General features: G+C 65.0%; 22 protein-coding genes and 2 pseudogenes. 10 read left to right on the top strand and 14 right to left on the bottom strand.

Translation table 11 applies throughout. The features are described from left to right. Positions 1 to 54: 54 nt before the first annotated feature. The 3 genes from ACODSM_RS11945 to ACODSM_RS11935 form a co-directional block, all read right to left on the bottom strand. Positions 55 to 1,191 (bottom strand): peptidoglycan-binding domain-containing protein, encoded by a 1,137-nt coding sequence (locus ACODSM_RS11945; RefSeq protein ID WP_295944529.1) that lies wholly within the window; start codon positions 1,189 to 1,191, stop codon positions 55 to 57. Positions 1,192 to 1,341: 150 nt separating this feature from the next. Then, complete coding sequence (locus tag ACODSM_RS11940) at positions 1,342 to 1,710, bottom strand: DUF2237 family protein (protein WP_015015773.1); 369 nt, start codon at positions 1,708 to 1,710, stop codon at positions 1,342 to 1,344. A gap of 46 nt (positions 1,711 to 1,756) precedes the next feature. After that, the gene (locus ACODSM_RS11935) at positions 1,757 to 2,236 is read right to left on the bottom strand and encodes a DUF421 domain-containing protein (RefSeq protein WP_209817877.1); all 480 of its coding nucleotides are present in this window, start codon (positions 2,234 to 2,236) and stop codon (positions 1,757 to 1,759) included. Positions 2,237 to 2,388: 152 nt separating this feature from the next. Here ACODSM_RS11935 and ACODSM_RS11930 point away from each other — a divergent pair, with 152 nt between their 5' ends. From ACODSM_RS11930 to ACODSM_RS11920, 3 genes are read left to right on the top strand one after another with little or no spacing between them, the layout of a single operon-like run. Beyond that, the gene (locus tag ACODSM_RS11930) at positions 2,389 to 3,087 is read left to right on the top strand and encodes a DUF4197 domain-containing protein (protein ID WP_295944531.1); all 699 of its coding nucleotides are present in this window, start codon (positions 2,389 to 2,391) and stop codon (positions 3,085 to 3,087) included. Positions 3,088 to 3,098: 11 nt separating this feature from the next. Continuing rightward, positions 3,099 to 3,548 (top strand): YchJ family protein, encoded by a 450-nt coding sequence (locus tag ACODSM_RS11925; protein WP_295944533.1) that lies wholly within the window; start codon positions 3,099 to 3,101, stop codon positions 3,546 to 3,548. Between the two features lie 50 nt (positions 3,549 to 3,598). Continuing rightward, on the top strand, positions 3,599 to 4,252 hold the full coding sequence (locus ACODSM_RS11920) for an HAD family hydrolase (protein WP_488805402.1): 654 nt from the start codon (positions 3,599 to 3,601) through the stop codon (positions 4,250 to 4,252). A 56-nt stretch (positions 4,253 to 4,308) separates the two neighbouring features. On the opposite strand, the gene ACODSM_RS11915 is transcribed toward ACODSM_RS11920, so the two are convergent. From ACODSM_RS11915 to ACODSM_RS11880, 8 genes and pseudogenes are all read right to left on the bottom strand, one after another. Further along, positions 4,309 to 4,995, bottom strand: a complete 687-nt coding sequence (locus ACODSM_RS11915; RefSeq protein WP_488805401.1) for a glutathione S-transferase family protein — start codon at positions 4,993 to 4,995, stop codon at positions 4,309 to 4,311. Positions 4,996 to 5,150: 155 nt separating this feature from the next. After that, positions 5,151 to 5,912 (bottom strand): annotated as a pseudogene (locus ACODSM_RS11910) (IS256 family transposase); the annotation flags it as partial. Positions 5,913 to 5,982: 70 nt separating this feature from the next. Then, positions 5,983 to 6,384: pseudogene (locus tag ACODSM_RS11905) on the bottom strand (pyridoxal-phosphate dependent enzyme); the annotation flags it as partial. Between the two features lie 45 nt (positions 6,385 to 6,429). After that, on the bottom strand, positions 6,430 to 7,530 hold the full coding sequence (locus tag ACODSM_RS11900) for an NAD/NADP-dependent octopine/nopaline dehydrogenase family protein (protein WP_083871635.1): 1,101 nt from the start codon (positions 7,528 to 7,530) through the stop codon (positions 6,430 to 6,432). A 146-nt stretch (positions 7,531 to 7,676) separates the two neighbouring features. Beyond that, positions 7,677 to 8,651 carry a Bug family tripartite tricarboxylate transporter substrate binding protein gene (locus ACODSM_RS11895; protein ID WP_240485260.1) on the bottom strand — a complete coding sequence of 325 codons (975 nt, stop codon included), beginning with the start codon at positions 8,649 to 8,651 and terminating at the stop codon, positions 7,677 to 7,679. An 81-nt stretch (positions 8,652 to 8,732) separates the two neighbouring features. Beyond that, a complete protein-coding gene (locus ACODSM_RS11890; protein WP_015015765.1) occupies positions 8,733 to 9,647 on the bottom strand; it encodes a LysR family transcriptional regulator in 915 nt (304 codons plus the stop codon). Positions 9,648 to 9,753: 106 nt separating this feature from the next. Further along, positions 9,754 to 10,335 carry a DUF4238 domain-containing protein gene (locus tag ACODSM_RS11885; RefSeq protein WP_488805400.1) on the bottom strand — a complete coding sequence of 194 codons (582 nt, stop codon included), beginning with the start codon at positions 10,333 to 10,335 and terminating at the stop codon, positions 9,754 to 9,756. Then, the gene (locus ACODSM_RS11880) at positions 10,335 to 11,471 is read right to left on the bottom strand and encodes an AraC family transcriptional regulator (RefSeq protein WP_488805399.1); all 1,137 of its coding nucleotides are present in this window, start codon (positions 11,469 to 11,471) and stop codon (positions 10,335 to 10,337) included. The genes ACODSM_RS11885 and ACODSM_RS11880 overlap by 1 nt, the downstream gene beginning before the upstream one ends. A gap of 106 nt (positions 11,472 to 11,577) precedes the next feature. Between ACODSM_RS11880 and ACODSM_RS11875 the strand changes: the two genes are divergently transcribed. The 7 genes from ACODSM_RS11875 to ACODSM_RS11845 all read left to right on the top strand — a co-directional run bounded on the left by ACODSM_RS11875 (position 11,578) and on the right by ACODSM_RS11845 (position 19,999). Then, a complete protein-coding gene (locus ACODSM_RS11875) occupies positions 11,578 to 13,308 on the top strand; it encodes an AMP-binding protein (RefSeq protein ID WP_488805398.1) in 1,731 nt (576 codons plus the stop codon). Positions 13,309 to 13,322: 14 nt separating this feature from the next. Then, positions 13,323 to 14,930, top strand: a complete 1,608-nt coding sequence (locus tag ACODSM_RS11870) for a carboxyl transferase domain-containing protein (RefSeq protein WP_110960347.1) — start codon at positions 13,323 to 13,325, stop codon at positions 14,928 to 14,930. A gap of 29 nt (positions 14,931 to 14,959) precedes the next feature. Further along, entirely contained in the window at positions 14,960 to 15,469 is a 510-nt protein-coding gene (locus tag ACODSM_RS11865; protein WP_488805397.1) for a DinB family protein, read from the top strand. After that, entirely contained in the window at positions 15,466 to 16,251 is a 786-nt protein-coding gene (locus tag ACODSM_RS11860; protein ID WP_488805396.1) for an enoyl-CoA hydratase/isomerase family protein, read from the top strand. The genes ACODSM_RS11865 and ACODSM_RS11860 overlap by 4 nt, the downstream gene beginning before the upstream one ends. Positions 16,252 to 16,267: 16 nt before the next feature. Continuing rightward, the gene (locus tag ACODSM_RS11855; RefSeq protein ID WP_422847814.1) at positions 16,268 to 16,987 is read left to right on the top strand and encodes a DUF4126 domain-containing protein; all 720 of its coding nucleotides are present in this window, start codon (positions 16,268 to 16,270) and stop codon (positions 16,985 to 16,987) included. Beyond that, a complete protein-coding gene (locus ACODSM_RS11850; protein WP_488805395.1) occupies positions 16,988 to 19,015 on the top strand; it encodes an acetyl/propionyl/methylcrotonyl-CoA carboxylase subunit alpha in 2,028 nt (675 codons plus the stop codon). A 63-nt stretch (positions 19,016 to 19,078) separates the two neighbouring features. Next, entirely contained in the window at positions 19,079 to 19,999 is a 921-nt protein-coding gene (locus tag ACODSM_RS11845) for a 2-hydroxyacid dehydrogenase (protein ID WP_488805394.1), read from the top strand. A 24-nt stretch (positions 20,000 to 20,023) separates the two neighbouring features. On the opposite strand, the gene ACODSM_RS11840 is transcribed toward ACODSM_RS11845, so the two are convergent. From ACODSM_RS11840 to ACODSM_RS11830, 3 genes are all read right to left on the bottom strand, one after another. Beyond that, positions 20,024 to 21,052, bottom strand: a complete 1,029-nt coding sequence (locus tag ACODSM_RS11840) for a Bug family tripartite tricarboxylate transporter substrate binding protein (RefSeq protein ID WP_291446991.1) — start codon at positions 21,050 to 21,052, stop codon at positions 20,024 to 20,026. A gap of 73 nt (positions 21,053 to 21,125) precedes the next feature. Continuing rightward, positions 21,126 to 21,983, bottom strand: coding sequence for a beta-keto acid cleavage family enzyme (locus ACODSM_RS11835; protein ID WP_488805393.1), 858 nt, complete (start codon positions 21,981 to 21,983; stop codon positions 21,126 to 21,128). Then, complete coding sequence (locus ACODSM_RS11830) at positions 21,980 to 22,963, bottom strand: 3-hydroxyacyl-CoA dehydrogenase family protein (protein ID WP_488805392.1); 984 nt, start codon at positions 22,961 to 22,963, stop codon at positions 21,980 to 21,982. The genes ACODSM_RS11835 and ACODSM_RS11830 overlap by 4 nt, the downstream gene beginning before the upstream one ends. Positions 22,964 to 23,036 lie beyond the last annotated feature (73 nt).

Below are 23,036 nucleotides of genomic sequence, written 5' to 3'. Positions count from 1 at the left end.
AGAGAGGCCGCCATGGATTGCCATGGCGGCCTTTTTCACTACTGAACTGGACGGTTACTTTGACAGCTCCACCATCGTGGCCGCATCCAGTCTGCCCGACTGCGCGATGCCCCGGTCTTTCTGGAACGCGCGCAGTGCAGATGCGGTCTTGCCGCCCATGGCGCCATCGGGCGTGCCCGCGTTGTAGCCCAGCTCATTCAGGCGAGCCTGCGCGTCGCGCAGCGAAAGCCCGGCGGTGGCTCCATTGCTTTGCGCGGCAGCACGTGCGGCCGATGTCTGCGAGGGCGGTGCGGCGCCGTCCACACTCAGCCGCCCGCCGCCACCCAGGCCCTGGCCCTTCACCGTCTGGGCGCGGTAGTTGCGCAGCGACTGCACCATCTGGTTGAACGCATCCATGAAGGCGGCCGCAATCACCTTGCCTTCGGCCGTGTTGGAGTAGCCGCCCATGCGCGCGCCGCCCGAGCCGCCCAGGAGCTGCCCCATGGCGCCAAAGTCGGTCTTGGCGGCGCTGCCTTCCGAGGCCGCCACCTGCACGCCCGAGCGGTTGTCGATGAGCGTGAGCAGCGCACTGGCCTCCTTGGTGTTCATGCTGCCGCCAATGGCTGCCAGCAAGCCGCCTGCGCGGCCGCCGACCAGGCCGCCCAGCGATGCGGAGGCGCCACCCGCGTTGTTGTTCTGGAACACGATTTCGGGCGACAGGCCATAGTCCGAGGCCACCATCTGGCCCTGGCCAAACTGACTGCCCTGCCGCATTTCGCCCGACTGCATCAGCGCGCGCTCGCGCGTCATCGCGTTCATGCCGGCCGCACCCCGCTCCACCACCACAAAGCAGTTGGACTGCTGCACCAGCAGGCGCAGCAGGTTGGCCGTGGGCGGCAGGCGGTACTGGTCGCGCAGGATGGTGTACCAGCCGGCCTGCTGGTTTTCGATCAGCGAGACGGTGCCCAGCGGGCTTTCGCAGCGCTCCAGCGAGTCATTGGCGCCGGTGGAGGCACCGCCCGCAGCGCTGCCGGTGGCCACGGTCTTGGCATCGGCGCTGCCCATGCGCATGTTGGTGGTTTCGCAGCCGCTCAGCAGGGCAGCAGCGGCCACGGCGGCGCTGACCGCGCACAGGCGCAGTGGGGTGGAGGAAAGAGGCAGGTTGGCAGCGGCACGCGCGTGCCGCAGCGGTGCAGAAAGGGTGATGGTCATGGTGTCGGATGTGGCCGCATGTGCAGCGAAAGGGAGGAACACAAAGTCCTGATCTTTCGCCGTGCGGCCAACCACCGGCAACCCGACAGAAGTAGGGTGGCAGCAGCGTCACACCCGGCCCGGGTTGCGCTGCGGCCCGTGGCTGCTGGGTCAGCGGCTGGACAGCGCCGCGCTCTGCAACTGCGCCAGCGTCACAAACTCCAGCGCACGCGCATGGGTGCACTCCAGGATCACCGGCGGTGCCACACCCGCCTCGTAGGCCTCCTTCCAGCGCAGGGCGCACAGGCACCAGCGGTTGTTGGGCTTGAGGCCTGCAAACCGATACTCGGGCCGGGGGGTGATGAGGTCGTTGCCCCGCGACAGCGAGAAGTCCAGAAACGCCTGCGTCATGCGTGCGCAGATCACGTGGGTGCCGTGGTCGTGCTCGTCGGTGTTGCAGCAGCCGTCACGGTAAAAGCCGGTCAGCGGGTCGTAGGAGCAGGGCATCAGCATGGTGCCCAGAACATTCAGTGCAGTCATATCGGATGGTGTGGTTGGGGCGGTAGCAGGCGCTGGGCGCTACGGGTCAGCTCTCGTCGCCACGGCGGCGCAGCACCACGGTGATCTGGCCGTTGGTCTCGATGGTCGCACGCTCTACCTCGTGCGCGTGCAGGCAGCCGCCAGCACGCAGCGCGGCCTCCACGTCGTCGCGGGTCAGCAGCTCCTTGCGCATCAGGGCCTGGTTCAGCTGGCCTTTATCGATCAGCACCTGCGCCTGGCCGTCCACCCAGCGCCCGATGCGCGGAAAGTGAAACGCCAGCCGGGCCAGGGCCACGTGGCACAGCATCAGCGTGCTGGCCGAGATGAGCCCGCCCACCAGCGAGTTGTCGCCCGCGTTCATCGAGTTTTGCACCGCGTTCGACAGGATCAGCAGCAGGATCAGGTCAAACGGCTCGTACTGGCCCGTCTGCCGCTTGCCCGACAGGCGCATGAACACAAGCAAGAACAGATATACCACCACGCCGCGCACGATAAATTCCCACCACGGCACGCTCATTTCCCACATTGCAAGGTTCCTTGTTGGATGCTTGGGTGGGGGCAGTCTACGGCCTGCTGCGCCCCTTCGATGCGGTGAGCGAAAATCCCATATTCATCGTCTCCGCGCACCCGTGGCTGCCCATCTGGGGCCGCCCCCGCTCCTTCTGAAAGAACCGATCCATGCAACGCCGCCAATTCACCCAGGCCAGCCTCGCCGGGGCTCTGCTGTGCGCCACCGTGCACCAGGCCTGGGCCCTGTCGCTGGGCAATTTGACCAATGCCGACGCCGCCAGCGGGCTCAAGGCCGCGCTGACCCAGGGCGCGCAGGCGGCGGTGTCGCTGCTGGGCCGCAATGACGGTTTTCTGGGCAACCCCAAGGTGCGCATCGGTCTGCCCGGCTACCTGGACGACGCGGCCAAGGTCATGAAGTCCCTGGGCCAGGGCAAGCGCATTGATGAGCTGGTGGTGTCCATCAACCGCGCCGCCGAAGCGGCCGTGCCCATGGGCAAGGACCTGCTGGTGGGCGCGGTGCAGAACATGACGGTGACCGACGCCAAGAACATCCTCACCGGGGGTGACAACTCGGTGACCGCCTTCTTTGCCGAGAAGACGCGCACGCCCCTGGGCCAGCGTTTTCTGCCTGTGGTGAACCAGGCCACCGAGAAGGTCGGCCTCACGCAGAAGTACAACGCTTTCGCCGGCAAGGCCGCGAGTTTTGGCCTGCTGAAAGCCGAAGACGCCAACCTGGCGCAGTACGTCACCGGCAAGACGCTGGACGGCCTGTACCTCATGATCGGCGAGGAAGAGCGCAAGATCCGCCAGGACCCGGCCGCCGCCGGTAGCGCCATCACCCGCAAAGTGTTTGGTGCCTTGCGCTGAGGGGCGTCACGATGTCTTTGCCGCAGCCTAACGACCCCTGCCCTTGCGGGCGCCTGGCGCCCGCGGGCCCGGGTGGCAACAAGGGCAAAGGTGCGACCCCCTTGCCCTTCGCCAGCTGTTGCGGCCGCTACCTGGGCGCCCCTGGGCTGGAGGCCATGGCTGCCCCTGATGCCGAAAGCCTTATGCGGTCGCGCTACACCGCCTTTGTGTGTGAGCGGGCCGACTACCTGCAGGCCACCTGGCACGCCAGCACCCGCCCGGCCACGCTCGACTTTGATGCGGGCGCCAAATGGCTCGGGCTGGACGTGCGCCGATACGCCACCACCGACGCCGACCACGCCGTGGTCGAGTTTGTGGCCCGCTACCGTGTCGCCGGGCGTGCCGTGCGCCTGCACGAGACCAGCCGTTTTGTGCGCGAGGGCGGGCGCTGGTTCTATGTCGATGGAGACCTGCATGGCTGAAATTCAAGCCAAAACCACCCCAGGCGCTAGTACAACGTGCCCCGATAGCTATGAAATTTGAAGCAATCCTGTTTGACTGCGACGGTGTGCTGGTAGACAGCGAGCCCATCACCAACGGCGTGCTGCGCGACATGCTGGCCGAGGCCGGGTGGGTGCTGACGCCCGAAGAGTGCATGCGCCTCTTCATCGGCAAGATGGTGCGCAGCGAGGCCGCGCGCATTGAGCACCACACCGGCCGCCCGCTGACCGACGAATGGATGTCGGCCTTCTACGCACGCCGCAATGCCGCGCTGGAGGCGCAGCTCACCGCCATCGAGCACATCCACGGCGCCGTCGAGCGCGTGCACGCCCACCACGACGGGCGCATTGCCTGTGCCTCGGGGGCCGACCGCTTCAAGGTTGAGATGCAGCTGGCCAAGGTGGGCCTGGCACCGTACTTTGCGGGCCGCATTTTCAGCGGCCACGAGATGCCCGCCACCAAACCCGCACCCGACGTGTACCTGGCCGCTGCCGCAGCGCTGCAGGCCGCGCCCACGCGTTGCGCGGTGGTCGAAGACACGGTGACAGGGGTGACCGCTGGCGTGGCGGCCGGGGCCACCGTGTTTGCCTACGCCCCGCTGGACGACGGTGCCGCGCTGCGGGCTGCGGGCGCGCAGCACGTGTTTCGCAGCATGGCGGAGTTACCGGAGCTGCTGGGCTGCTGACCGCAGAGCCTGTTTGTGGCCCCCCGCGCGATCGCAAAAAGACTTTAAATAGGTTCTCAGGGCTGCGTATCGGGTGCGGGCGTGGTGGGTACGCCTTGCTCTTCAGCGGCACGCACCTGTGCCGTCATTGCCCGCTGGTAACCGGGCCGTTGTTGCAGCCGCTGCCAATAGGCCTGCGTGGCCGGGCCAAATTGCGCGCTCAGCCCCAGGTGCTGCGCCAGCAGCAGCGCATAGCCCACCGCCACATCCGCCGCCGTGAAGCGGCCCGCACACAGGTAGTCGTTGGCGCCGTGGGTCAGCGCCGTCTCCACGGCGCGCAGCCGTGCCAGAAACCAGCGGCTGTAGTCCTCCACCACCTGCGGTTGCTTGCGCTCTGTCGGTTCAAACCGCCCATAGCGCAGCACCAGCGTCTGCGGAAAGGTCAGCGTGGCATCGCTCATGTGCAGCCAGTTCAGGTACGCGCCATACGCCGGGTGTGTGGGCGCCACATCCAGCCCCGCGTCGGGGTGCGTGGCAGCGAGGTACTGGCACATCGCGGCCGATTCGGTCATACGCACCTCGTTCGGCGCGGCGCCCTGCACCAGCAGCGGCACCGTGCCCAGCGGGTTCTCGTCCAGAAACCACCGCGCCTTGGCGCGTGGCGGGAAGGGCAGCATGTGGAGCTGGTAGGGCAGTTGCAGCTCTTCGAGCATCCACAGGGGGCGGAAGGAGCGGGCGCTGACGCAGTGGTGGAGGTGGAGCATGGGGAAAGAGTGGGTTCTGGTCACAGTGCTGTAGATGACGGTGCAGCGATTGGGAAGCAGATGTTGCAACGCGAATCTGGACGTTTCAACCTAGCATACGCAGACTCAAAGAACTCCATGAGTTTGCTTGAACTGGGCAACATCTTCTGCACCGCCTTGGGAAAGACGGCCTCAATGGCGTCAGGGAAGCCCTTGAGCCCATCGACACAGGCAATGAAGATGTCCTGCACGCCCCGGTTGCGCAACTCGGTGACCACCTGCAGCCAGAACTTGGCACCCTCGGTCTGCGCCAGCCACAGACCCAGCACCTCCTTCTCGCCCGTCATGGTGATGCCGATGGCCAGGTACACCGCCTTGACCCGCACCGCGCCCTCGCGCACCTTCACGTGGATTCAGTCCAGATAGACGATGGGGTAAATCGGCTCCAGCGGTCTGGCCTGCCAAGCCTTGACCTCATCGGCCACGGCATCGGTCACCGAGGAAATCAAGCTGGGTGAGACCTCGGTGCCATACATCTCTTCGAGATGGGCCTGTATCTCGCGCACCGTCATGCCACGGGCGTACAGCGAGATGATTTTGTCGTCGAAGCCGGCCCAGCGGGTCTGGTGCTTGGGGATGAGCTGAGGCTCGAAGCTGCCATGGCGGTCGCGTGGCACTTCGATGGGCAATTCGCCGAACTCGCCCTTGAGGGTCTTCTTGCTCTTGCCGTTGCGGGTGTTGCCAGCGGGGTTGGCCACCGCCTCATTGCGTTCATGGCCCAGGTGCTCAGTCAGCTCAGCGTCCAAAGCTCGCTCGACCAGCAGCTTGGTCAACTGCTTGAGCAGTCCGTTCTCGCCGATGAGGTCTTCAGGCTTCTTGTAGTTGGCCAGCAGGCCGCACAGCAGTTCTTCGGGTACGTCGTGTTTCTTGGTGCTCATGGTACATACGGACAGGCCGGCTTGCGCTGGCGGTGGATTGTCCGTTTACACAAAATTCTGCACACCCTCTCGCCAGCTCAACAGCGTGTGAGCGCGCCTCTTCCAATAGCGCGCCATAGAGAACCACTTCGGCACCAAGCGCGCGTGCGATCCACCTTCACCATGGGAGTGAAGCGCGGCATGACGATCTCCGCGTGAATGCCCATGCGCTGTGCGTGATAGGCGACGCCTTGCGCATGGTTGCCGGCGCTCGTGGCAATGACGCCACGAGCGCGTTCTTCCTCTGTCAGCAGGAGCAGCTTGTTGCAAGCCCCCCGCTCCTTAAACGAAGCGGTGTACTGGAGGTTCTCGAACTTCAGGTGGATGCGACAACCTGCCAGGTCGAGAGTAGTTGGGACTCCACGCAAGGGGTTCGGGCAATTTTCCCCTTCAGGCGCCTCGCGGCATCCTCGATCTTCGAAAGCTCAAGCATATTTCTCCCGTGGTCACGCAGACTCGCTGATGCCAGTTACGAAGGTCAACGTGGCACACCGTTGAGAAATGCAGCTTTGATGGACACCGGGTCGTTTTCTTCCAGGCCCAGCACGCGTGCCGTGCGACCCGTGGCTTCGAAGTCGGTATCGCAGAGGATCCCGCTAATCCTGATGAAAGCATCCGTAAGCGGAAGCGGCAGTCCTATTTGTTTGGCCAACGAACTCCAGGTGACCAGACCGAAGGGGATGTCCTCCGTGAAGTAACGGTGGGTCAACGAGTCGGGTTCGGGGAACGCCTGGCGTCCGTAGCCCTGGACAATCCGCTCCACATAAGTGCCGTCGGTGACGCCGTAGGCGGCTTCGAGAAACTGCCAGAAGCTGTGTGTCTTTACGTCAAGAGCTGCCGCTAGAGACAGGCGCTCTTCATCCAGGGCGTTGATGACTTCTGCAATTCTGGGAGTGACCAGCGTGTGCTGAGGGAGCTTGTCCGAGTCCTCCACCGTTTTGATGTTCAATACTGCGGGGGGAACGTGATAGATCGCGTTGCAGTTTCCAAGGCCTACCGAAAGCGTGTCGGTGCCGGCCACGTAGCGATTGCCGAAGTACTGGCTGAGTCGGTTGAGTGCCTTGTCACAGGCCATGTGCGGTATGGTTGCCAGTTGCACGGCTTGCTTGATGGCTCCGATGTAGACCTTGGCAGGACCGCGCAGGCGGCAGGTATAGAGGCTGGTTGGCGTTTCCGCGATCAGGCAGGGAGGACGCCGAGCCGACGCAAAATGCCTCGCGAGTTCCAGCGAACTCCCCAGCACACTGGGCTGGAAAACCACCAATTGCTCCGGCTCCAGCAATGCAGCAAGCTGCTGCGACAAGTATGCATGGGCGAACGCTGGTGCTGCGACGATGACGGTGTCTGCGCCTTTGACCGCCCTCTCGATATCAGTGGTTAGCAGAGGTTTCGCCGCACGGCCTTCCACATCGCCTGATAGCTCGATGCCGCCGGTCGAGTTGATCGCTTCGAAATCGCGTTCCCACCGTGAGTACAGTCGGACATCGTGGCCGAGCAGAGTCATGTGGCCAGCGATGGCTTGGCCAACGTTTCCAGCGCCGACAATTGCAATTTTTCCCATGGGGTATGTTTCTTTCATGCAAGGTTATGAATGCACCGTTCGCATGAAGGGTGCGTGAATGAATTCGTGCCGCACCGCTTGCGGCTGCAACAAACATCCGAATCCGGGCTGTTGTCCCGATTGCCGGGTGAAAACCGGATACGTTCTGTACGGTCTAGGGGAAATTAGTCGGCCGTGATCCGGCCCTTGCGGATGACTTCACCCCACTTTGCGAGATCCGACTTGATCATCGCCGCGAACTGCTCGGGCGTCTTGATGTCGGTTTCGGAGCCCATGGCCTCGTACTGCTTCTTGAAGTTGGGATCCGACAGGATCTCATTGATGGTCGTATTTAGCCTCTTCACGATCGCGGGAGGCATGCCCTTCGGACCGACGATCCCCGCCCAGGTCACCATCTCGAGGTAAGGCGCTCCCGCCTGAGCGACGGTCGGTACGTCGGGCAACCGCGGCGAGCGCGTTGAGCTTGTGATGGCCAACGCACGAATACGGCCCGCCTTGACCTGTGGCTCCATCGAAGTGAAATTGCTGATCATCAGCTGGATATGGCCAGCGGCAAGATCGCCTTCGGCTGCCGGCGCGCTCTTGTATGGCGCATGGACCATCTCGATGCCTGCGTTCATACGCAGCATTTCTGTCAGGACGTGAAGAGACGTACCTTGACCCGTCGAGCCGAAGGAGATCATGTTCGGGTTCGCCTTCGCATATGCGATCAGTTCAACGAGCGTCTTCACCGGTAGGCTCGGCGTAACGCCAACGAGATTCGGCTGCGTAAACAGCGAGGCAATTGGCGTGAAGTCGCTCTCGATGCGATACGGCAGCTGCTTCGCAGTGAGCGTACCCACGATGAACGTGGCGAGGTTGTTGCTGCCGATGGTGTAGCCATCAGGCGCTGCCTTTGCAACCACGTCCATACCAATCGCGCCGGATGCACCGGGCTTGTTTTCAATGACGAACGGCTGCCCCAGCCGCTTGTGGAGCTCGATGGCCAGTGCGCGTGCGTGGTTGTCCGCTGCGCCGCCTGGCGCCGCAGGGACGATCAGTCGGACGGGTTTTTCGGGATACTCCGCACGGGCAGCCTGCAGGGGGGCGAGGACGCCGATCATGAGCGCTGCAGCAAAGCTGGGAATTCGGTACTTCAAGGCGACCTCTACGGTTGATTGATGGTGTACTGGATCCTAGGCAAATCGGTGACCTGCATCCATGCCGCCTGAAGCAACAACCTATTCGCGCGTGGTATGTGTTCGAGCCGCGTCGGTGGCCGACTTGAGCAGCTGGAGCAGCTCCCGCGCAGGCGCTCCCAACCGCGTGTCACTCATCGCGGTCGCGTATACGGTGTAGGTGCATGCAGGCCGAAGCGGCAACGTGATGCCTCCACGCTGGCGGTGCTTGGCACCGGTCAGCGGGTCTACGACCGACACACCCATTCCACGCAGGACCAACTCACTGACTGTCTGGAAGAGCGACACTTCGATCATTGCGTCGACCGTCACGCCGTTGGCCGACAGCAGCGCATCCAATTGCCGTTGGAATGTGCCGGTTAACGCCACGAATGGCTTTCCTGCGAACTCCTTGACATCGACTTGCTTCGCGGAAGCAGTAAGCCACTTGCTCGTGCCGATGCAGACACAATCGGACGTGAACTCCGCGACGGTCTCGAGGTTGCCGATGGACAGCTTGTCCGCCGTGAGACCAATGTCAGCCTGCCTGTTCCGGACGTTGCGCGCCACCTCGAGGTACGAAGACACCGTGAGACTTACGACGACATCCGGGAACTTGGCGCGCAGGTGCTCGATGATCTCCGGCATCACCGAGTGTCCAATCGAAGGGATGGTACAGATCGATAGCCTCCCAGTCATTTGCTTTTGCAGCTGTGTCGAGAAGCTAGTGATTTCTTCGAGGCCGACGAACGACTGCTGGACCTTCGTCATAAGAACAATGGCTTCGTCGGTAGGCTTGACGCTTCGCCCGCTCTTCTGGAAGAGTGGAAAGCCGACGACCTTTTGCAAGTCAGCGATGAGTCGGCTCATCGAAGGTTGGGGAATCCCCAACGCATCGGCGCCAGCGCTGATGCCGCCATGCAGCATCGCTGCTCTGAACGCCTCTATCATGCGGTGGGTGACGGGTCGCTTTGCCATAGCTTTGCAGTGGATGCTGAGAGATTACGCCATTGCCAGTGTTGACGGTACTGCCGTCAAGAGCCGCGTGTGCATGGCAGCTTGTGGCCGATAGCCGACCTCCATATTACAGAATCGAGTGACGGCAATCAGCCTCAATCGGGCAACTGAGGGAATGTCTTGACGGCACGCATTTGGTCGCAAGCAGTCGAATGCAAGGCGGGGCCATCTGAAGTGGCCCACGAAGCCGCCCAAAATGAGTAACGGTTTCCTGCTCCATATCCCTTTTGTGCTTTTCCCAGTCTTCCTTGTTCTCCAGCAGCAAATCCAACATGCGCTCTGCCACCCGCGCGTGAAAGTCACGCATGCTCTCGCGTTGCTCTGGTGAGCGAACTGCGAGCACGGCCATCAAGTTGAGTATGTGATTTCTATTGCCGCCACGAAAGTCGCCTGACGAGGCGACGTCCCGTATTGCAGTAATGGCGTTCGATTCGAGTTTTCCAAGCTCATTCTCAAGCCAGTCTGGCGCGCGGTCATTGAAATCAAAGCGCATAAAGTCACGTTGAGCACAGACGTTGCGAGTGTTGGCTTCGTAGGTCTTCTGCTCTTTGAAGTCGTGGACTATCACCATGTGATGTTTCCCTCGCTTCCATCCGAAGCCACGCAGATAGCCCTGCGGGACAAAGTGGTGATTGCGGGATTCGGTCATCACGGAATTTTCGCTTGCGCCCTCCGAAACTCCGCCGGCGACTGCCCCGTCCACCCCCGAAACGCGCGGATAAAACTCTTCTCGTTCTCAAACCCCGCCGCCTCCGCCACCTGCTTGATGGGGCGCTGCGTGCGGTGCAGCAGCTCCACCGCGCGTGTGCGGCGCACCTCGTCTTTCAGGCCCTGCAGCGTGGCGCCTTCTTCCTTCAGCTGCCGGTGCAGCGTGCGGGGCGACACATGCAGCAGCGCGGCCAGTGATTCGGCGCTGTGCTGGGGCAGGGCGTGGGCCGGTTGCCATGGCAGGGGCGCGGCCAGCAGCTGGCGCACGCGCTGCACCAGCAGGCGGTCGCGGCGGTAGTGCAGCACGGTCAGGGGCAGGGCGTGCTGCAGCATCTGGCGCAGGGCCTGTTCGTCGCGGCGCAGGGGCAGGTGCAGGTAGCGGGCGTCGAAGTGGATGGCGGTGCGCGGGGCACTAAAGGTGGACGGGCCACGGAACAGCACGGCATACGCATCGGCGTGCGGCGGCGCATCGAATGCAAATTCGGCAGCGATGAGGGGGATGCGCGAGTCCACCATCCAGCAGGCCAGGCCGTGGGCATTGCGCAGTACGGAGACCAGGCAGAACTCGCGCAGCGCGCCCAGGTCGCGGGCCTCGGTGATGGCCAGGGTGGCGGTGTCGCCGGTGGTGGTGAGCTGCAGTGCAATGTCGTCCGCCAGCAGGCCGTGGTGGCGGCACCAGCGGGCCAGGGCCACTTGCAGCGTGGGCGAGCTGATGCTGGCGCGGGCCAGCATGCCGTAACTGCCCCAGGGCAGGCGGCGGCTGAACCAGCCCAGGGCTTCGTCGTCCAGCTCCTGCATGGCGGCGTCGGAGATCTGTTCCATCTGCCACGCGGTGATGCGCGCGCTGTCGTCTTGCAGCAGCTGCGGCGCAATCTGTGCCTGGGCCAGGGCGCGTTTGGGGCTCATGCCACGCCGTTCGTAGGCGAGCGCAATGGCTCGCACGAACGCTATCGGCGTGGCTGCCGGTGCGATGGGTGTGGCAGCAGGGGCTGTGGTGGGGGTGGACAAACGGTGGGTGGTTGGGGCAGTTGGCTTCACGTCAGAGAGTGTGCCAGCCGTGGCACGATTTGCAACCATTGTGGCAACCTGGCTGGGGCGTGGGCTTCTATGCTTGCCAAAGCTTGTGAATTGCCCGCCATGCGCGCCCTGCCTGCGCTGGACGGATGACCGAGGAGACAAACCCGTGACGACTGCAGCCGCAACACAATCCGCACCGCTGGTGGACAGCTACGCCCGTGGCGCCACCGATGTGCCCCTGATCGAGCAGACCATCGGCGCCTTTTTTGCCGACATGGTGGCCCGCCAGCCTGGCCGCGAGGCGCTGGTCAGCGTGCACCAGGGCCGCCGCTACACCTACGCCCAGTTGCAGACCGAAGCCCACCGCCTGGCCAGTGCGCTGCTGGGCCTGGGGCTGGTGCCGGGTGATCGCGTGGGCATCTGGTCGCACAACAACGCCGAATGGGTGCTGATGCAACTGGCCACGGCGCAGGTGGGCCTGGTGCTGGTCAACATCAATCCTGCCTACCGCACGGCCGAGGTGGAATACGCGCTGAACAAGGTGGGCTGCAAGCTGCTGGTGACCATGGCGCGCTTCAAGACCAGCGACTACCTGGGCATGCTGCGCGAGCTGGCGCCCGAGTGGCGCCACCAGCAGCAGGGGCAACTGGGCTCCGTGAAGCTCCCCCACCTGAACACGGTGGTCTGGATCGATGAGGCGGGGCAGGGCGCCGACGAGCCGGGCCTGATGCGCTTTACCGATCTGCTGGCACGCGGCAACGCGGCCGACCCGCGCCTGGTGCCCATCGCAGCGACGCTGAAGGCCACCGACCCCATCAACATCCAGTTCACCAGCGGCACCACGGGCTTTCCCAAGGGCGCCACGCTCACGCACCGCAACATCCTGAACAACGGCTTCTTCATTGGCGAGTGCATGAAGCTCACGCCAGAAGACCGGTTGTGCATCCCCGTGCCGCTGTACCACTGCTTTGGCATGGTGCTGGGCAACCTGGCGTGCTTCACGCACGGTGCCACCATCGTGTACCCCAACGACGGGTTCGACCCGCTCACCGTGCTGCAGACGGTGCAGGACGAACGCTGCACCGGCCTGCATGGCGTGCCCACCATGTTCATTGCTGAGCTGGATCACCCGCGCTTTGCCGAGTTCAACCTGAGCACGCTGCGCACCGGCATCATGGCCGGATCGCCTTGCCCCACCGAGGTGATGAAGCGGGTGGTGGAGCAGATGCACCTGCGCGAGATCACCATTGCCTACGGCATGACCGAGACCAGCCCCGTGAGCTGCCAGAGCAGCACCGACACGCCGCTGGACAAGCGCGTATCGACCGTGGGCCAGGTGCAGCCGCACCTGGAGGTGAGGATCGTGGACCCAGACACCGGCGTGGTGGTGCCCGTCGGCCAGCGCGGCGAGTTCTGCACCAAGGGCTACTCGGTCATGCACGGCTACTGGGGCGACGAGGCCAAGACCCGCGAGGCGATTGACGAAGGTGGCTGGATGCACACCGGCGACCTGGCCACCATGGACGCCGAGGGCTATGTGAACATCGTGGGCCGCATCAAGGACATGGTGATCCGTGGCGGCGAGAACATCTACCCGCGCGAGATCGAAGAATTTTTGTACCGCCACCCCCAGGTGCAGGACGTGCAGGTGGTGGGCGTGCCCGACCAGAAGTACGGTGAAGAACTCTGCGCCTGGATCATCGCCAAGCCCGGAACGAAGCCGACCGAAGACGACATCCGCGCCTTCTGCAAGGGCCAGATTGCGCACTACAAGGTGCCGCGCTACATCCGCTTTGTCAACAGCTTCCCGATGACGGTGACGGGCAAGATCCAGAAGTTCAAGATCCGCGACGAGATGAAGGACCAGCTGGGCCTGGAAGAACAGAAAACCGCTTGAAAGAGCAAGACCGTATGACCATTCTCGACACCCAACTCAACGCCCGCTCGGCGGACTTTCTGGCCAATGCCGCCGCCATGCGCACGCTGGTGGATGACCTGCGCGCCCAGCTCGACAAGGTGGCCCAGGGCGGCGGCGAAGCCGCGCGTGCCAAGCACACCGCGCGCGGCAAGCTGCTGCCGCGCGAGCGCGTGCAGATGCTGCTGGACCCCGGCACGCCGTTCCTTGAACTCGCGCCGCTGGCCGCACTGAACATGTACAACAACGACGCGCCCTGTGCGGGGCTCATCGCGGGCATTGGCCGCGTGAGCGGCGTGGACTGCATGATCGTGTGCAACGACGCCACGGTAAAGGGCGGCACCTACTACCCGCTCACCGTCAAGAAGCACCTGCGTGCCCAAGAGGTGGCGCAGCAGAACCACCTGCCCTGCATCTATCTGGTGGACTCGGGTGGCGCCAACCTGCCCAACCAGGACGAGGTCTTCCCCGACCGCGACCACTTCGGCCGCATCTTCTTCAACCAGGCCAACATGAGCGCCATGGGCATCAGCCAGATCGCGGTGGTGATGGGATCGTGCACGGCCGGCGGCGCGTATGTGCCAGCGATGAGCGATGAATCCATCATCGTCAAGAACCAGGGCACGATCTTTTTGGGTGGCCCACCGCTGGTGAAGGCCGCCACGGGCGAGGTGGTGAGCGCCGAAGACCTGGGCGGTGGCGATGTGCACACGCGCCTGTCGGGCGTGGCCGACCACCTGGCGCAAAACGACCTGCATGCGCTGCAGCTGGCACGCAATGCGGTGCGCAATTTGAATAAAAACAAGCCACAGGCGCTAGTGGATCATGCGCCGGTAGCTCCTAAATTTGCAGCAGAAGAACTCTATGGCGTGATCCCGGTGGACACGCGCAAGCCCTTTGATGTGCGCGAGATCATTGCCCGCATTGTGGACGGCAGCGAGTTCGACGAGTTCAAGGCGCGCTACGGCACCACGCTGGTCACGGGCTTTGCGCGCATCGAGGGGATGATGGTCGGCATCATCGCCAACAACGGTATCTTGTTCAGCGAGTCGGCCCTCAAGGGCGCGCATTTCATCGAGCTGTGCTGCCAGCGCAAGATCCCGCTGGTGTTCCTGCAGAACATCACCGGCTTCATGGTGGGCCGCAAGTACGAAAACGAAGGCATTGCCCGCAACGGCGCCAAGATGGTCACGGCCGTGGCCACTGCGAGTGTTCCCAAGTTCACCATCATCATCGGCGGCAGCTTTGGCGCAGGCAACTACGGCATGTGCGGCCGCGCGTACAGCCCCCGCTTCCTGTGGATGTGGCCCAACGCACGCATCAGCGTGATGGGCGGAGAGCAGGCCGCGGGCGTGCTGGCCACGGTGAAACGCGACGGTATCGAGGCCAAGGGCGGGCAGTGGAGCATGGAGGAAGAAGAAGCCTTCAAGGCCCCCATCCGCCGCCAGTACGAAGACCAGGGCCACCCCTACTACGCCACCGCGCGCCTGTGGGACGATGGCGTGATCGACCCCGCCGACACGCGCCGCGTGCTGGCGCTGGGCCTGGCCGCCACGCGCAACGCGCCCATCGAAGACACCAAGTTCGGCCTGTTCCGGATGTAACCCCACCAAAGCCGGAACCGAGAGCTGCGATGGACGCTGTTGCCCACTTCACCCAGCTGGCACGCTACAACGTGTGGGCCACGGCGCGCGTGCTCGATGCCGTGCGGGCGCTGCCGGAGGAGGCCTACCGGCGCGATGTGGGCCTGTTCTTCAAAAGCATCCATGGCACGCTCAACCACCTGCTGGTGGGCGAGCACCATCTGTGGTTTGTGCGCTTTGCCCAAGGAATCTCGCCCAAGGTGGCCCTGGACGCCGAGCTGGAGAGTGACCGCGCGCAGCTCGATGCCCGGCTGCGCGAAGGCGCGGACCGTTGGGTGCCGCTGATTGCGTCGTTCTCGCCCGAGCGCTGGACCGGCACGCTCGACTACACCACCATGCGCGGCACGGCGGCATCGCTGCCTTTTGCCGCCACGCTGGCGCATGTGTTCAACCACGGCACGCACCACCGGGGCCAGATCACTGCTGCATTGACCGCACTGGGCCAGCCTTGCCCCGAGCTGGACCTTGTCTACTTTCTGCAAAACCCGTCCAAGCCATGAGCAGCCAGAACCTTTCCATCACCCAGACCGGCGCCGTGGCGCGCATCACGCTCACGCAGCCGGAGATTCGCAACGCGTTCAGTGACGAAGTCATTGCCGAGATCACCGCCGCCTTCATCGAGGTGGGTGGTCGCGCCGATGTGCGCGCCGTGGTGCTGGCGGCCGAAGGCCCGGCCTTTTGCGCCGGTGCCAACCTCAACTGGATGCGCCGAATGGCCGACTACACGCGGGACGAAAACATCGCCGACGCGGGCAAGCTGGCCGAGATGCTGCGCGTGATCTACGAATGCCCCAAGCCTACGATTGCCCGCGTGCAGGGCGATGTGTACGCCGGCGGCATGGGCCTGGTGGCCGCGTGCGACATGGCAGTGGCAGTGGACACGGCGGGCTTCTGCCTCAGCGAAGTGAAGTTGGGGCTCATCCCCGCCACCATTAGCCCTTATGTGATCCGTGCCATGGGTGCGCGCGCTGCGCACCGTTACTTTCTGACGGCCGAGCGATTTGGCGCGGCCGAGGCGCTGCGCATCGGCTTTGTGCACGAGGTGGTGGCTGCCGACCAGCTCGACGCCAAGGTGGACGAACTGCTCAAGGCCCTGACCACCGCCAGCCCCAACGCCGTGCGTGTGTGCAAGAAGCTGGTGATGGATGTGGCCGAGCGCGAAATCAACGCGGGGCTGATTGCCGCTACCGTGCAGGGCATTGCCGACATCCGCGCCAGCGACGAAGGCAAGGAGGGCGTGCAGTCCTTCCTGAACAAGCGCAAGCCCAACTGGTTGGGTTGATCGCTACATAACGGTCATGGACACCCTCTGGCTTCACATCGTGCAGTGGCTCCACACCGTGGGGCTGCATGTCGATGGCGGCACTGCGCGCGCCGTGGGCGACGCGGCGGCCACGGCAACCGCGAAGCTCGACATGCCCAGCCTGCTGGCTTTGGCCGCCGCGCTGGGCTGGGCCAGCGGCTTTCGCTTGTATGCCGTGGTGTTCATCGTCGGCATGATGGGTGTGCTGGGCTGGATGCCGCTGCCTCCCGGCCTGGCCATGCTGCAGCACCCTCTGGTGCTGATGGTCAGCGGCTGCATGTTGATGGTGGAGTTTTTTGCCGACAAGGTGCCCTGGGTGGACAGCGCCTGGGATGCGGTGCACGCCTTCATCCGCGTGCCCGCAGGGGCTGCGCTGGCCTATGGCGTGTTTGGGGCCGACAACGCCACGATGGCGGTTGTGGCGGGGCTGCTGGGGGGCTCGCTGTCTGCCACGGCGCTGGCGACCAAGATGACCACACGGGCGGCGGTGAACACCTCGCCCGAGCCCTTTTCCAACTGGGGGCTGTCGTTCTTTGAGGATGGCCTGGTGGTGGCCGTGGTGTGGCTGGCCACGCAGCACCCGGTGGCCTTTGGCATCGCGTTGGTGGTGATGGTGGCGGTGTCGGTGCTGCTGCTGGTGGTGCTGTTCAAGTTTCTGCGCGCCGTGGTGCGGCGCTTGTCTTCTTTCTTTTCTGGTTCTGCCAAGGTGGCTTAGATGTTTACGAAAATTTTGATTGCCAATCGCGGTGAGATCGCTTGCCGAGTGGCCGCCACGGCCAAGCGTCTGGGCGTGAAGACTGTCGCCGTGTATTCCGACGCCGACGCCAACGCCAAACACGTGGCCGTGTGCGATGAGGCCGTGCACATTGGCGGCAGCGCGCCCAAGGACAGCTATCTGCGCTGGGAGCGCATCATTGACGCCGCCAAGGCCACGGGCGCGCAGGCCATCCACCCGGGCTACGGTTTTCTGAGCGAGAACGAAGACTTCGCCAAGGCCTGTGCCGATGCGGGCCTGGTCTTCATCGGCCCGCCCGCCAGCGCGATCAACGCCATGGGGCTCAAGGCCGAGTCCAAGCGCCTGATGGAGCAGGCCCAGGTGCCCCTGGTGCCCGGCTACCACGGTGCGGACCAGGACCCGGCCATGTTGCAACGTGAGGCCGACCGCATTGGCTACCCCGTGCTCATCAAGGCCAGCGCTGGTGGCGGTGGCAAGGGCATGCGCGCGGTGGACAAGGCCGAGGACTTCGCCGCTGCGCTCGACTCCTGCAAGCGCGAGGCCATCAACAGCTTTGGTGATGACGCAGTGCTGGTCGAAAAGTACGTGCAGCGCCCGCGCCACATCGAGATCCAGGTGTTTGGCGACACGCACGGCAACTGCGTGTACCTGTTCGAGCGCGACTGCTCGGTGCAGCGCCGCCACCAGAAGGTGTTGGAAGAAGCGCCTGCCCCGGGCATGACGCCCGAGCTGCGCGCTCGCATGGGCGAGGCCGCTGTGGCCGCCGCCAAGGCCGTGAACTATGTGGGCGCGGGCACGGTGGAGTTCATCGTCGAACAGCCCGGCGGCTACGACGCGCCAGAGCAGATGAAGTTCTACTTCATGGAGATGAACACCCGCCTGCAGGTGGAGCACCCCGTGACCGAGGCCATCACCGGCCTGGATCTGGTGGAGTGGCAGCTGCGCGTGGCGTCGGGCGAGCCCTTGCCGCTGAAGCAGGAAGACCTGCGCATCACCGGCCACGCCATCGAGGCGCGCATCTGCGCCGAGAACCCCGACAACAACTTCCTGCCCGCCACCGGCGCGCTGAATGTGTACGCCTTGCCGGAATGCGTGACGTTTGAAAGAGGTGCAGTACGCGTTGATTCCGGCGTGCGCCAGGGCGATGCAATCAGCCCGTTCTACGACTCCATGGTGGCCAAGCTCATCGTGCACGGCGACACGCGCGAGCAGGCGCTGGCGCGGCTCGATGAAGCGCTGGCGCAGACCCACATCGTGGGCTTGGCGACCAACGTACAGTTTCTGCGCCGCGTGGCGAAGACGGCGGCATTCGCGCAGGCCCAGCTCGACACCGCGCTGATCCAACGCGAGCAGGCTGTGCTGTTCCACCAGGAACCCGTGGGTCTGCCGCTGGCTGCGGCTGCCGCCATTGCACAGACCCTGTTGCAAGAGCGTGCCAGCGAAGGCGCCGACCCGTTCAGCCGCCGCGATGGCTTCCACACCCATGGTGTGGTGCAGCGCCGGTTCGAGTTCGATTTTGGTGGTGCACATGCCAAGGCCTGGCTGACGTACGAACGCGGCGGTAGCCTGCATCTTGCCGTCGGCGAGGGCGACACTGCCTTGGCCGGTCCGCTGGTGTTTGCGGCCATTCCCGACGGCATCGAGCTGCAGTTTGCCGGCCAGCGCACGCGCGCCGCTGTGTATGCACAGGGTGAGGTGGACCATGTCTTCACCCCGCTGGGCGCCACGCAGATCACGTCCATCGACCTGCTGGCCCATTCGGGCGAGTCGGCTGCCGAAGGCGGTCGCCTGACGGCCCCCATGCCTGGCAAGGTCGTGTCGTTTGCCGTGAAGGCGGGCGATGCCGTGACCAAGGGCCAGCCGCTGGCAGTGATGGAAGCCATGAAGATGGAGCACACGATTGCAGCGCCCGCTGATGGCGTGGTGCAGGAGTTGCTGTACGCACCCGGCGACCAGGTGACCGAAGGGGCCGAGCTGCTCAAGCTCGTGGTGGCCGAGAAGGCGTAAGCCCCATCAGGGCACCCCGTGCGTGACAGCGCGGGGTGCGCAATGCGGCTACGCTCGGGGCCCATGAAAATCACCTTTTGCTGTACTGACGCCAAGCCCGAGCCCTGGCTCCAGGGCTTTTCCGCCGCGCTGCCCGGCGCTGAGATTTCTGTGTGGCAGCCCGGCGCTCCCCAGGCCGACTACGCCGTCGTCTGGGCCCCGCCCCAGCAGTTCATGGACGAGCAGCCCGCGCTCAAGGCACTGTTCAACATCGGTGCGGGGGTGGATGCCATGCTCAAGCTGCGCCTGCCGCCCCAGGCCCTGGTGGTGCGGCTGGACGATGCGGGCATGGCCGTGCAGATGGCCGAATATGTGTGCCACGCCGTCATCCGTCACTTCCGCGAGTTGGACGGCTACGAGGCCGACACGGCCGCTGGGCGCTGGGGCTACCGCAAGCCGCGCCTGCGCAGCGACTACCCCATCGGCGTGATGGGCCTGGGTGTTCTGGGCGAGCGTGTGGCCAAGGCGCTGGCGCAGTTTGACTTTCCGATCAACGGCTGGAGCCGCAGCCCCAAGGCCATCGAGGGTGTGCGCGCGTTTGCGGGGGCGGATCAGTTCAACGATTTTCTGGCCGCAAGCCGTGTGCTGGTCAATCTGCTGCCCCTCACACCCGACACCACCGACGTGATCAACAAGGACACGCTGGCCCGGCTGCAGCCCGGCGCCTATGTCATCAACGTGGCGCGCGGAGCGCATCTGGTGGACGGGGATTTGCTGGCCGCGATCGACAGCGGCCAGGTGGCGGGCGCCACGCTCGATGTGTTCCGCACCGAGCCGCTGCCTGCGGGCCACCCGTTCTGGAAGCACCCCCGCATCACCGTCACGCCGCACACCTCTGCGCGCACGTTGCGCGATGAAAGCATCGCCCAGATCGCGCGCAAGATGGTGGCGCTGGAGCGGGGCGAGGCGGTGGCCGGGGTGGTGAACCCGGGGCGCGGCTACTGAGTCAATGTCCCCGCCGCCCGGTGCTCAATCCACCGTCACGCCCGCATCGCGCACCAGCTTGCCCAGCCGCTGCGCGTCGGCTTTGATCAGCGCGCCAAAGTCGGCGGCGTTGCCCGCCACCACCGGCGTGCCGATGGCTTCCCATTTGGTGCGGAAGGCGGGGTCCTTGAAGATCGCGTTCACGGTGGCGTTGAGCTTGTCGATGGTGGCTTGCGGGGTACCCGCGCGCACGGCAATGCCGTGCCAGCCCGTGATCTGGTAGCCCGCAATACCGGCCTCGGCCATCGTGGGCACGTTGGGCAGGACCTTGGCGCGCTCGCTGGACGTGACCGCCAGCGGGATCAGCTTGCCCGCCTGGATGTGGGGCAGCGAGCTGCCGACGATGTCGAACATCACGTTCACCTGCCCACCGATCAGATCGTTGAGCGCCGGGCCTGCGCCCCGGTAGGGGATGTGCCCCATCTTCACGCCTGCCATGGTGTTGAACAGCTCCCCTGCCAGATGCTGCGGTGTGCCGTTGCCGGCCGACGCAAAGCTCAGCACCGGCTTGCCCGCCTTGGCCAGGGCCAGAAATTCGGCCAGGGTTTTGACGCCCAGCGAGGGGTGCACTTCCAGCACCAGCGGAAAGGCCGACAGCTGGATTACTGGCGCCAGATCGGTCAGCGGGTTGAACGGCATGCTGGCGTAGAGCGAGGGGTTCACCGCCATCGGGCCACTGGCCGCCAGCAGTAGCGTGTGGCCGTCAGCGGGAGCCTGCTTGGCGACTTCGGCGCTGCCCGTGTTGCCACCCGCGCCGCCCTTGTTGTCCACCACCACAGGCACGCCCAGGCGGCTTTGCAGCTCGGGTTGCAGCATGCGGGCCATCAGGTCGGTGGGGCCGCCGGGCGGGTAGGGCACCACAAAGCGGATGGTCTTGCTGGGGAACGCGGTAGCGGCCGACTGTGCTGCGGTCTGGCCCGCCAGGCCCAGGGCCAGGGGGGCGGCCAGGGCTGCGTGCAGCACGGCGCGGCGGGTGGTGCGGGGCGTGGATGAGGAAATGGGGCGGTGGTGCATGTCAGTCTCCTGTGGGGATGGATAAGGCCCGTCTGCTGCGGGTTGATGTCAATGGATGAAGTGAAAGGGGCTCTCAGGGCGCACCAAAGCGCTGCCGGATGTCGGCGGCGGTGGCCAGCGGGCGGCCCAACGCGGCGGCCGCTTCGACGGCCTGGCGCACCAGCGCAGTGTTGTCGGGGGCCACGCTACCGTCCTTGCACAGCAGGTTGTTTTCAAACCCCACGCGGGCGTGGCCGCCAAATACGGCAGCGGCGGCCACGCAGGCGTTCTCTGCGGCGCCGAAGGCGCATACGGCCCAGGGTTCGTTGCCGTCGTGGGCGTTCAGAAACGGCAGCAGGTCGCGCGGGCTGGAGGTCTGGCCCGCGCTGTAGCGGCCCAGCACAAACAGCAGGAACCAGGGTGCATCCGGCGCCACGCCGCTGGCTCGCAAGGCCTGCCAGCGGCGCAGGTCGGCCACGTCGTACAGGATGACCTGCACCATGGTGCGGCGCTGGGCCAGGCCGGTGAAGAAGCGCTGCAGCCCCGCGTCGCCGATCTCGGGCTTGTCCACTTCGCGCAGACCGATGGAGACGGCCTCGGGCTGCAATGCCTCCACCATGGCGATCTGCGCTGGGGCCTGGTAGACGCCTGCGGCTTCGCTCGTGATCTGGATAACCATGGCATCGCCCACGGCCTGGCGCACCACGCGCTGGGCCTCGCGGTAGCCTTCCACATCCAGGCTGTGGCGGCCTTGTGCGTCGCGAATGTGCATGTGCAGCATGGCCGCGCCCGCATCGAGGCAGGCCTTGGCCGTGGTGGCCAGCGTGGCGGGGGTGATGGGCACGGCGGGGTGGTCAGCGGGCTGCTTGTACGCGCCGTTGGGGGCCACGGTCACGATCAGCGGGTCGGCCCACGGGCTGGTCATGGCGGGTGATGCGGGCGAGGCGGTCATGAACGATCTCCGGTATCGGGGGCAGCGTCGGCAGGGGGCTCGATGGTGGGCAGCTCGCTGGCTAGCAGGGCCAGGCCCTGGCGCAGCAGCGTGTCGTAGCGTTCGCGCTCGGCCCGCTTGCGGTCTTCCGGCCAATCAAAGAAACCTTTGCCGGTCTTCATGCCGAGCTGGCCCTGGGCCACCTTGTCGCGCAGGGCCTGGGCGGGTATGTCGGTGTTGGAGAGGGTTGGGTACATGGTGGCCGCGGCGGCGGTGTGCACCTCAATGCCTGCATGGTCGCGCTGCAGCACCGGCCCCGCCGCCAGAAAGCGGAAGCCAAAGCCAAAGCGCACAGCGGCGTCCACGTCTTCGGGCGAGGCAATGCCTTCGTCGATGAGGGCAAAGGCCTCGCGCGACAGCGCGTGCTGCATGCGGTTGGCCAGAAAGCCCGGCTTGTCTTTCTTGACCAGCACCGGCACGCTGCCGCAGCCGCGCATGAAGGCGTGCAGCCAGGTGCCCAGGGCCGGGTCGCTGCGCTCGCCCAGCACCACCTCCACCAATGGCACCAGGTGGGCTGGCATGAAGAAGTGCAGGCCCAGCATGCGCTGCGCCGTGGCCAGCCCCTGGGCAATGGCGCTGATGGGAAAGCCCGAGCTGTTGCTTGCCAGCACCGCGTTGGCGGGGGCTACTGCTTCCAGCTCGGCAAAAAGTTGCTGTTTGGCGGTCAGTTGCTCGGTGATGCATTCGACCACCAGCACCACGCCGCTCCAGTCCACCTCCTGCAGCGAGGCGCACACCTGCACCGGGCCGGCATGGGCGGCTTGGCCGGCGGCGGTCAGCTCCTGGGCGATGTGGGGCAGCAGCCGGTTGCGGCGGTCGGTGTGCGGGTCCACCACCGTGACGTGGGCGCCCCCGCGCGCCAGAACCACGGCCACATCGGCCCCCATGGTGCCTCCGCCCACCACCACGGTGCGTGCATTGCGAGGCGAACTTGTTTCCATCGTGTCTCCAGTTTTTCTGCTTGTCATGCTGCTACGCGATGCAGTCTAGGTATCCTGCATTGCGCGGTCCAGA

This window comes from Acidovorax sp. FG42, assembly GCF_057809195.1.
The sequence above is the reverse complement of the archived record's forward strand: the minus strand, read 5'-3'. Positions and strand labels throughout refer to the sequence as shown.

Bases quoted from the DNA above. Each gene is read 5' to 3' on its own strand.
- ACODSM_RS11865 (WP_488805397.1), top strand. From the start codon at position 14,960: ATGGACGCTGTTGCCCACTTCACCCAGCTGGCACGCTACAACGTGTGG.
- ACODSM_RS11935 (WP_209817877.1), bottom strand. From the start codon at position 2,236: ATGTGGGAAATGAGCGTGCCGTGGTGGGAATTTATCGTGCGCGGCGTG.
- ACODSM_RS11830 (WP_488805392.1), bottom strand. From the start codon at position 22,963: ATGGAAACAAGTTCGCCTCGCAATGCACGCACCGTGGTGGTGGGCGGA.
- ACODSM_RS11940 (WP_015015773.1), bottom strand. From the start codon at position 1,710: ATGACTGCACTGAATGTTCTGGGCACCATGCTGATGCCCTGCTCCTAC.
- ACODSM_RS11860 (WP_488805396.1), top strand. From the start codon at position 15,466: ATGAGCAGCCAGAACCTTTCCATCACCCAGACCGGCGCCGTGGCGCGC.
- ACODSM_RS11845 (WP_488805394.1), top strand. From the start codon at position 19,079: ATGAAAATCACCTTTTGCTGTACTGACGCCAAGCCCGAGCCCTGGCTC.
- ACODSM_RS11870 (WP_110960347.1), top strand. From the start codon at position 13,323: ATGACCATTCTCGACACCCAACTCAACGCCCGCTCGGCGGACTTTCTG.
- ACODSM_RS11840 (WP_291446991.1), bottom strand. From the start codon at position 21,052: ATGCACCACCGCCCCATTTCCTCATCCACGCCCCGCACCACCCGCCGC.
- ACODSM_RS11945 (WP_295944529.1), bottom strand. From the start codon at position 1,191: ATGACCATCACCCTTTCTGCACCGCTGCGGCACGCGCGTGCCGCTGCC.
- ACODSM_RS11915 (WP_488805401.1), bottom strand. From the start codon at position 4,995: ATGCTCCACCTCCACCACTGCGTCAGCGCCCGCTCCTTCCGCCCCCTG.
- ACODSM_RS11850 (WP_488805395.1), top strand. From the start codon at position 16,988: ATGTTTACGAAAATTTTGATTGCCAATCGCGGTGAGATCGCTTGCCGA.
- ACODSM_RS11890 (WP_015015765.1), bottom strand. From the start codon at position 9,647: ATGGCAAAGCGACCCGTCACCCACCGCATGATAGAGGCGTTCAGAGCA.
- ACODSM_RS11885 (WP_488805400.1), bottom strand. From the start codon at position 10,335: ATGACCGAATCCCGCAATCACCACTTTGTCCCGCAGGGCTATCTGCGT.
- ACODSM_RS11920 (WP_488805402.1), top strand. From the start codon at position 3,599: ATGAAATTTGAAGCAATCCTGTTTGACTGCGACGGTGTGCTGGTAGAC.
- ACODSM_RS11835 (WP_488805393.1), bottom strand. From the start codon at position 21,983: ATGACCGCCTCGCCCGCATCACCCGCCATGACCAGCCCGTGGGCCGAC.
- ACODSM_RS11900 (WP_083871635.1), bottom strand. From the start codon at position 7,530: ATGAAAGAAACATACCCCATGGGAAAAATTGCAATTGTCGGCGCTGGA.
- ACODSM_RS11930 (WP_295944531.1), top strand. From the start codon at position 2,389: ATGCAACGCCGCCAATTCACCCAGGCCAGCCTCGCCGGGGCTCTGCTG.
- ACODSM_RS11925 (WP_295944533.1), top strand. From the start codon at position 3,099: ATGTCTTTGCCGCAGCCTAACGACCCCTGCCCTTGCGGGCGCCTGGCG.
- ACODSM_RS11855 (WP_422847814.1), top strand. From the start codon at position 16,268: ATGGACACCCTCTGGCTTCACATCGTGCAGTGGCTCCACACCGTGGGG.
- ACODSM_RS11880 (WP_488805399.1), bottom strand. From the start codon at position 11,471: ATGGTTGCAAATCGTGCCACGGCTGGCACACTCTCTGACGTGAAGCCA.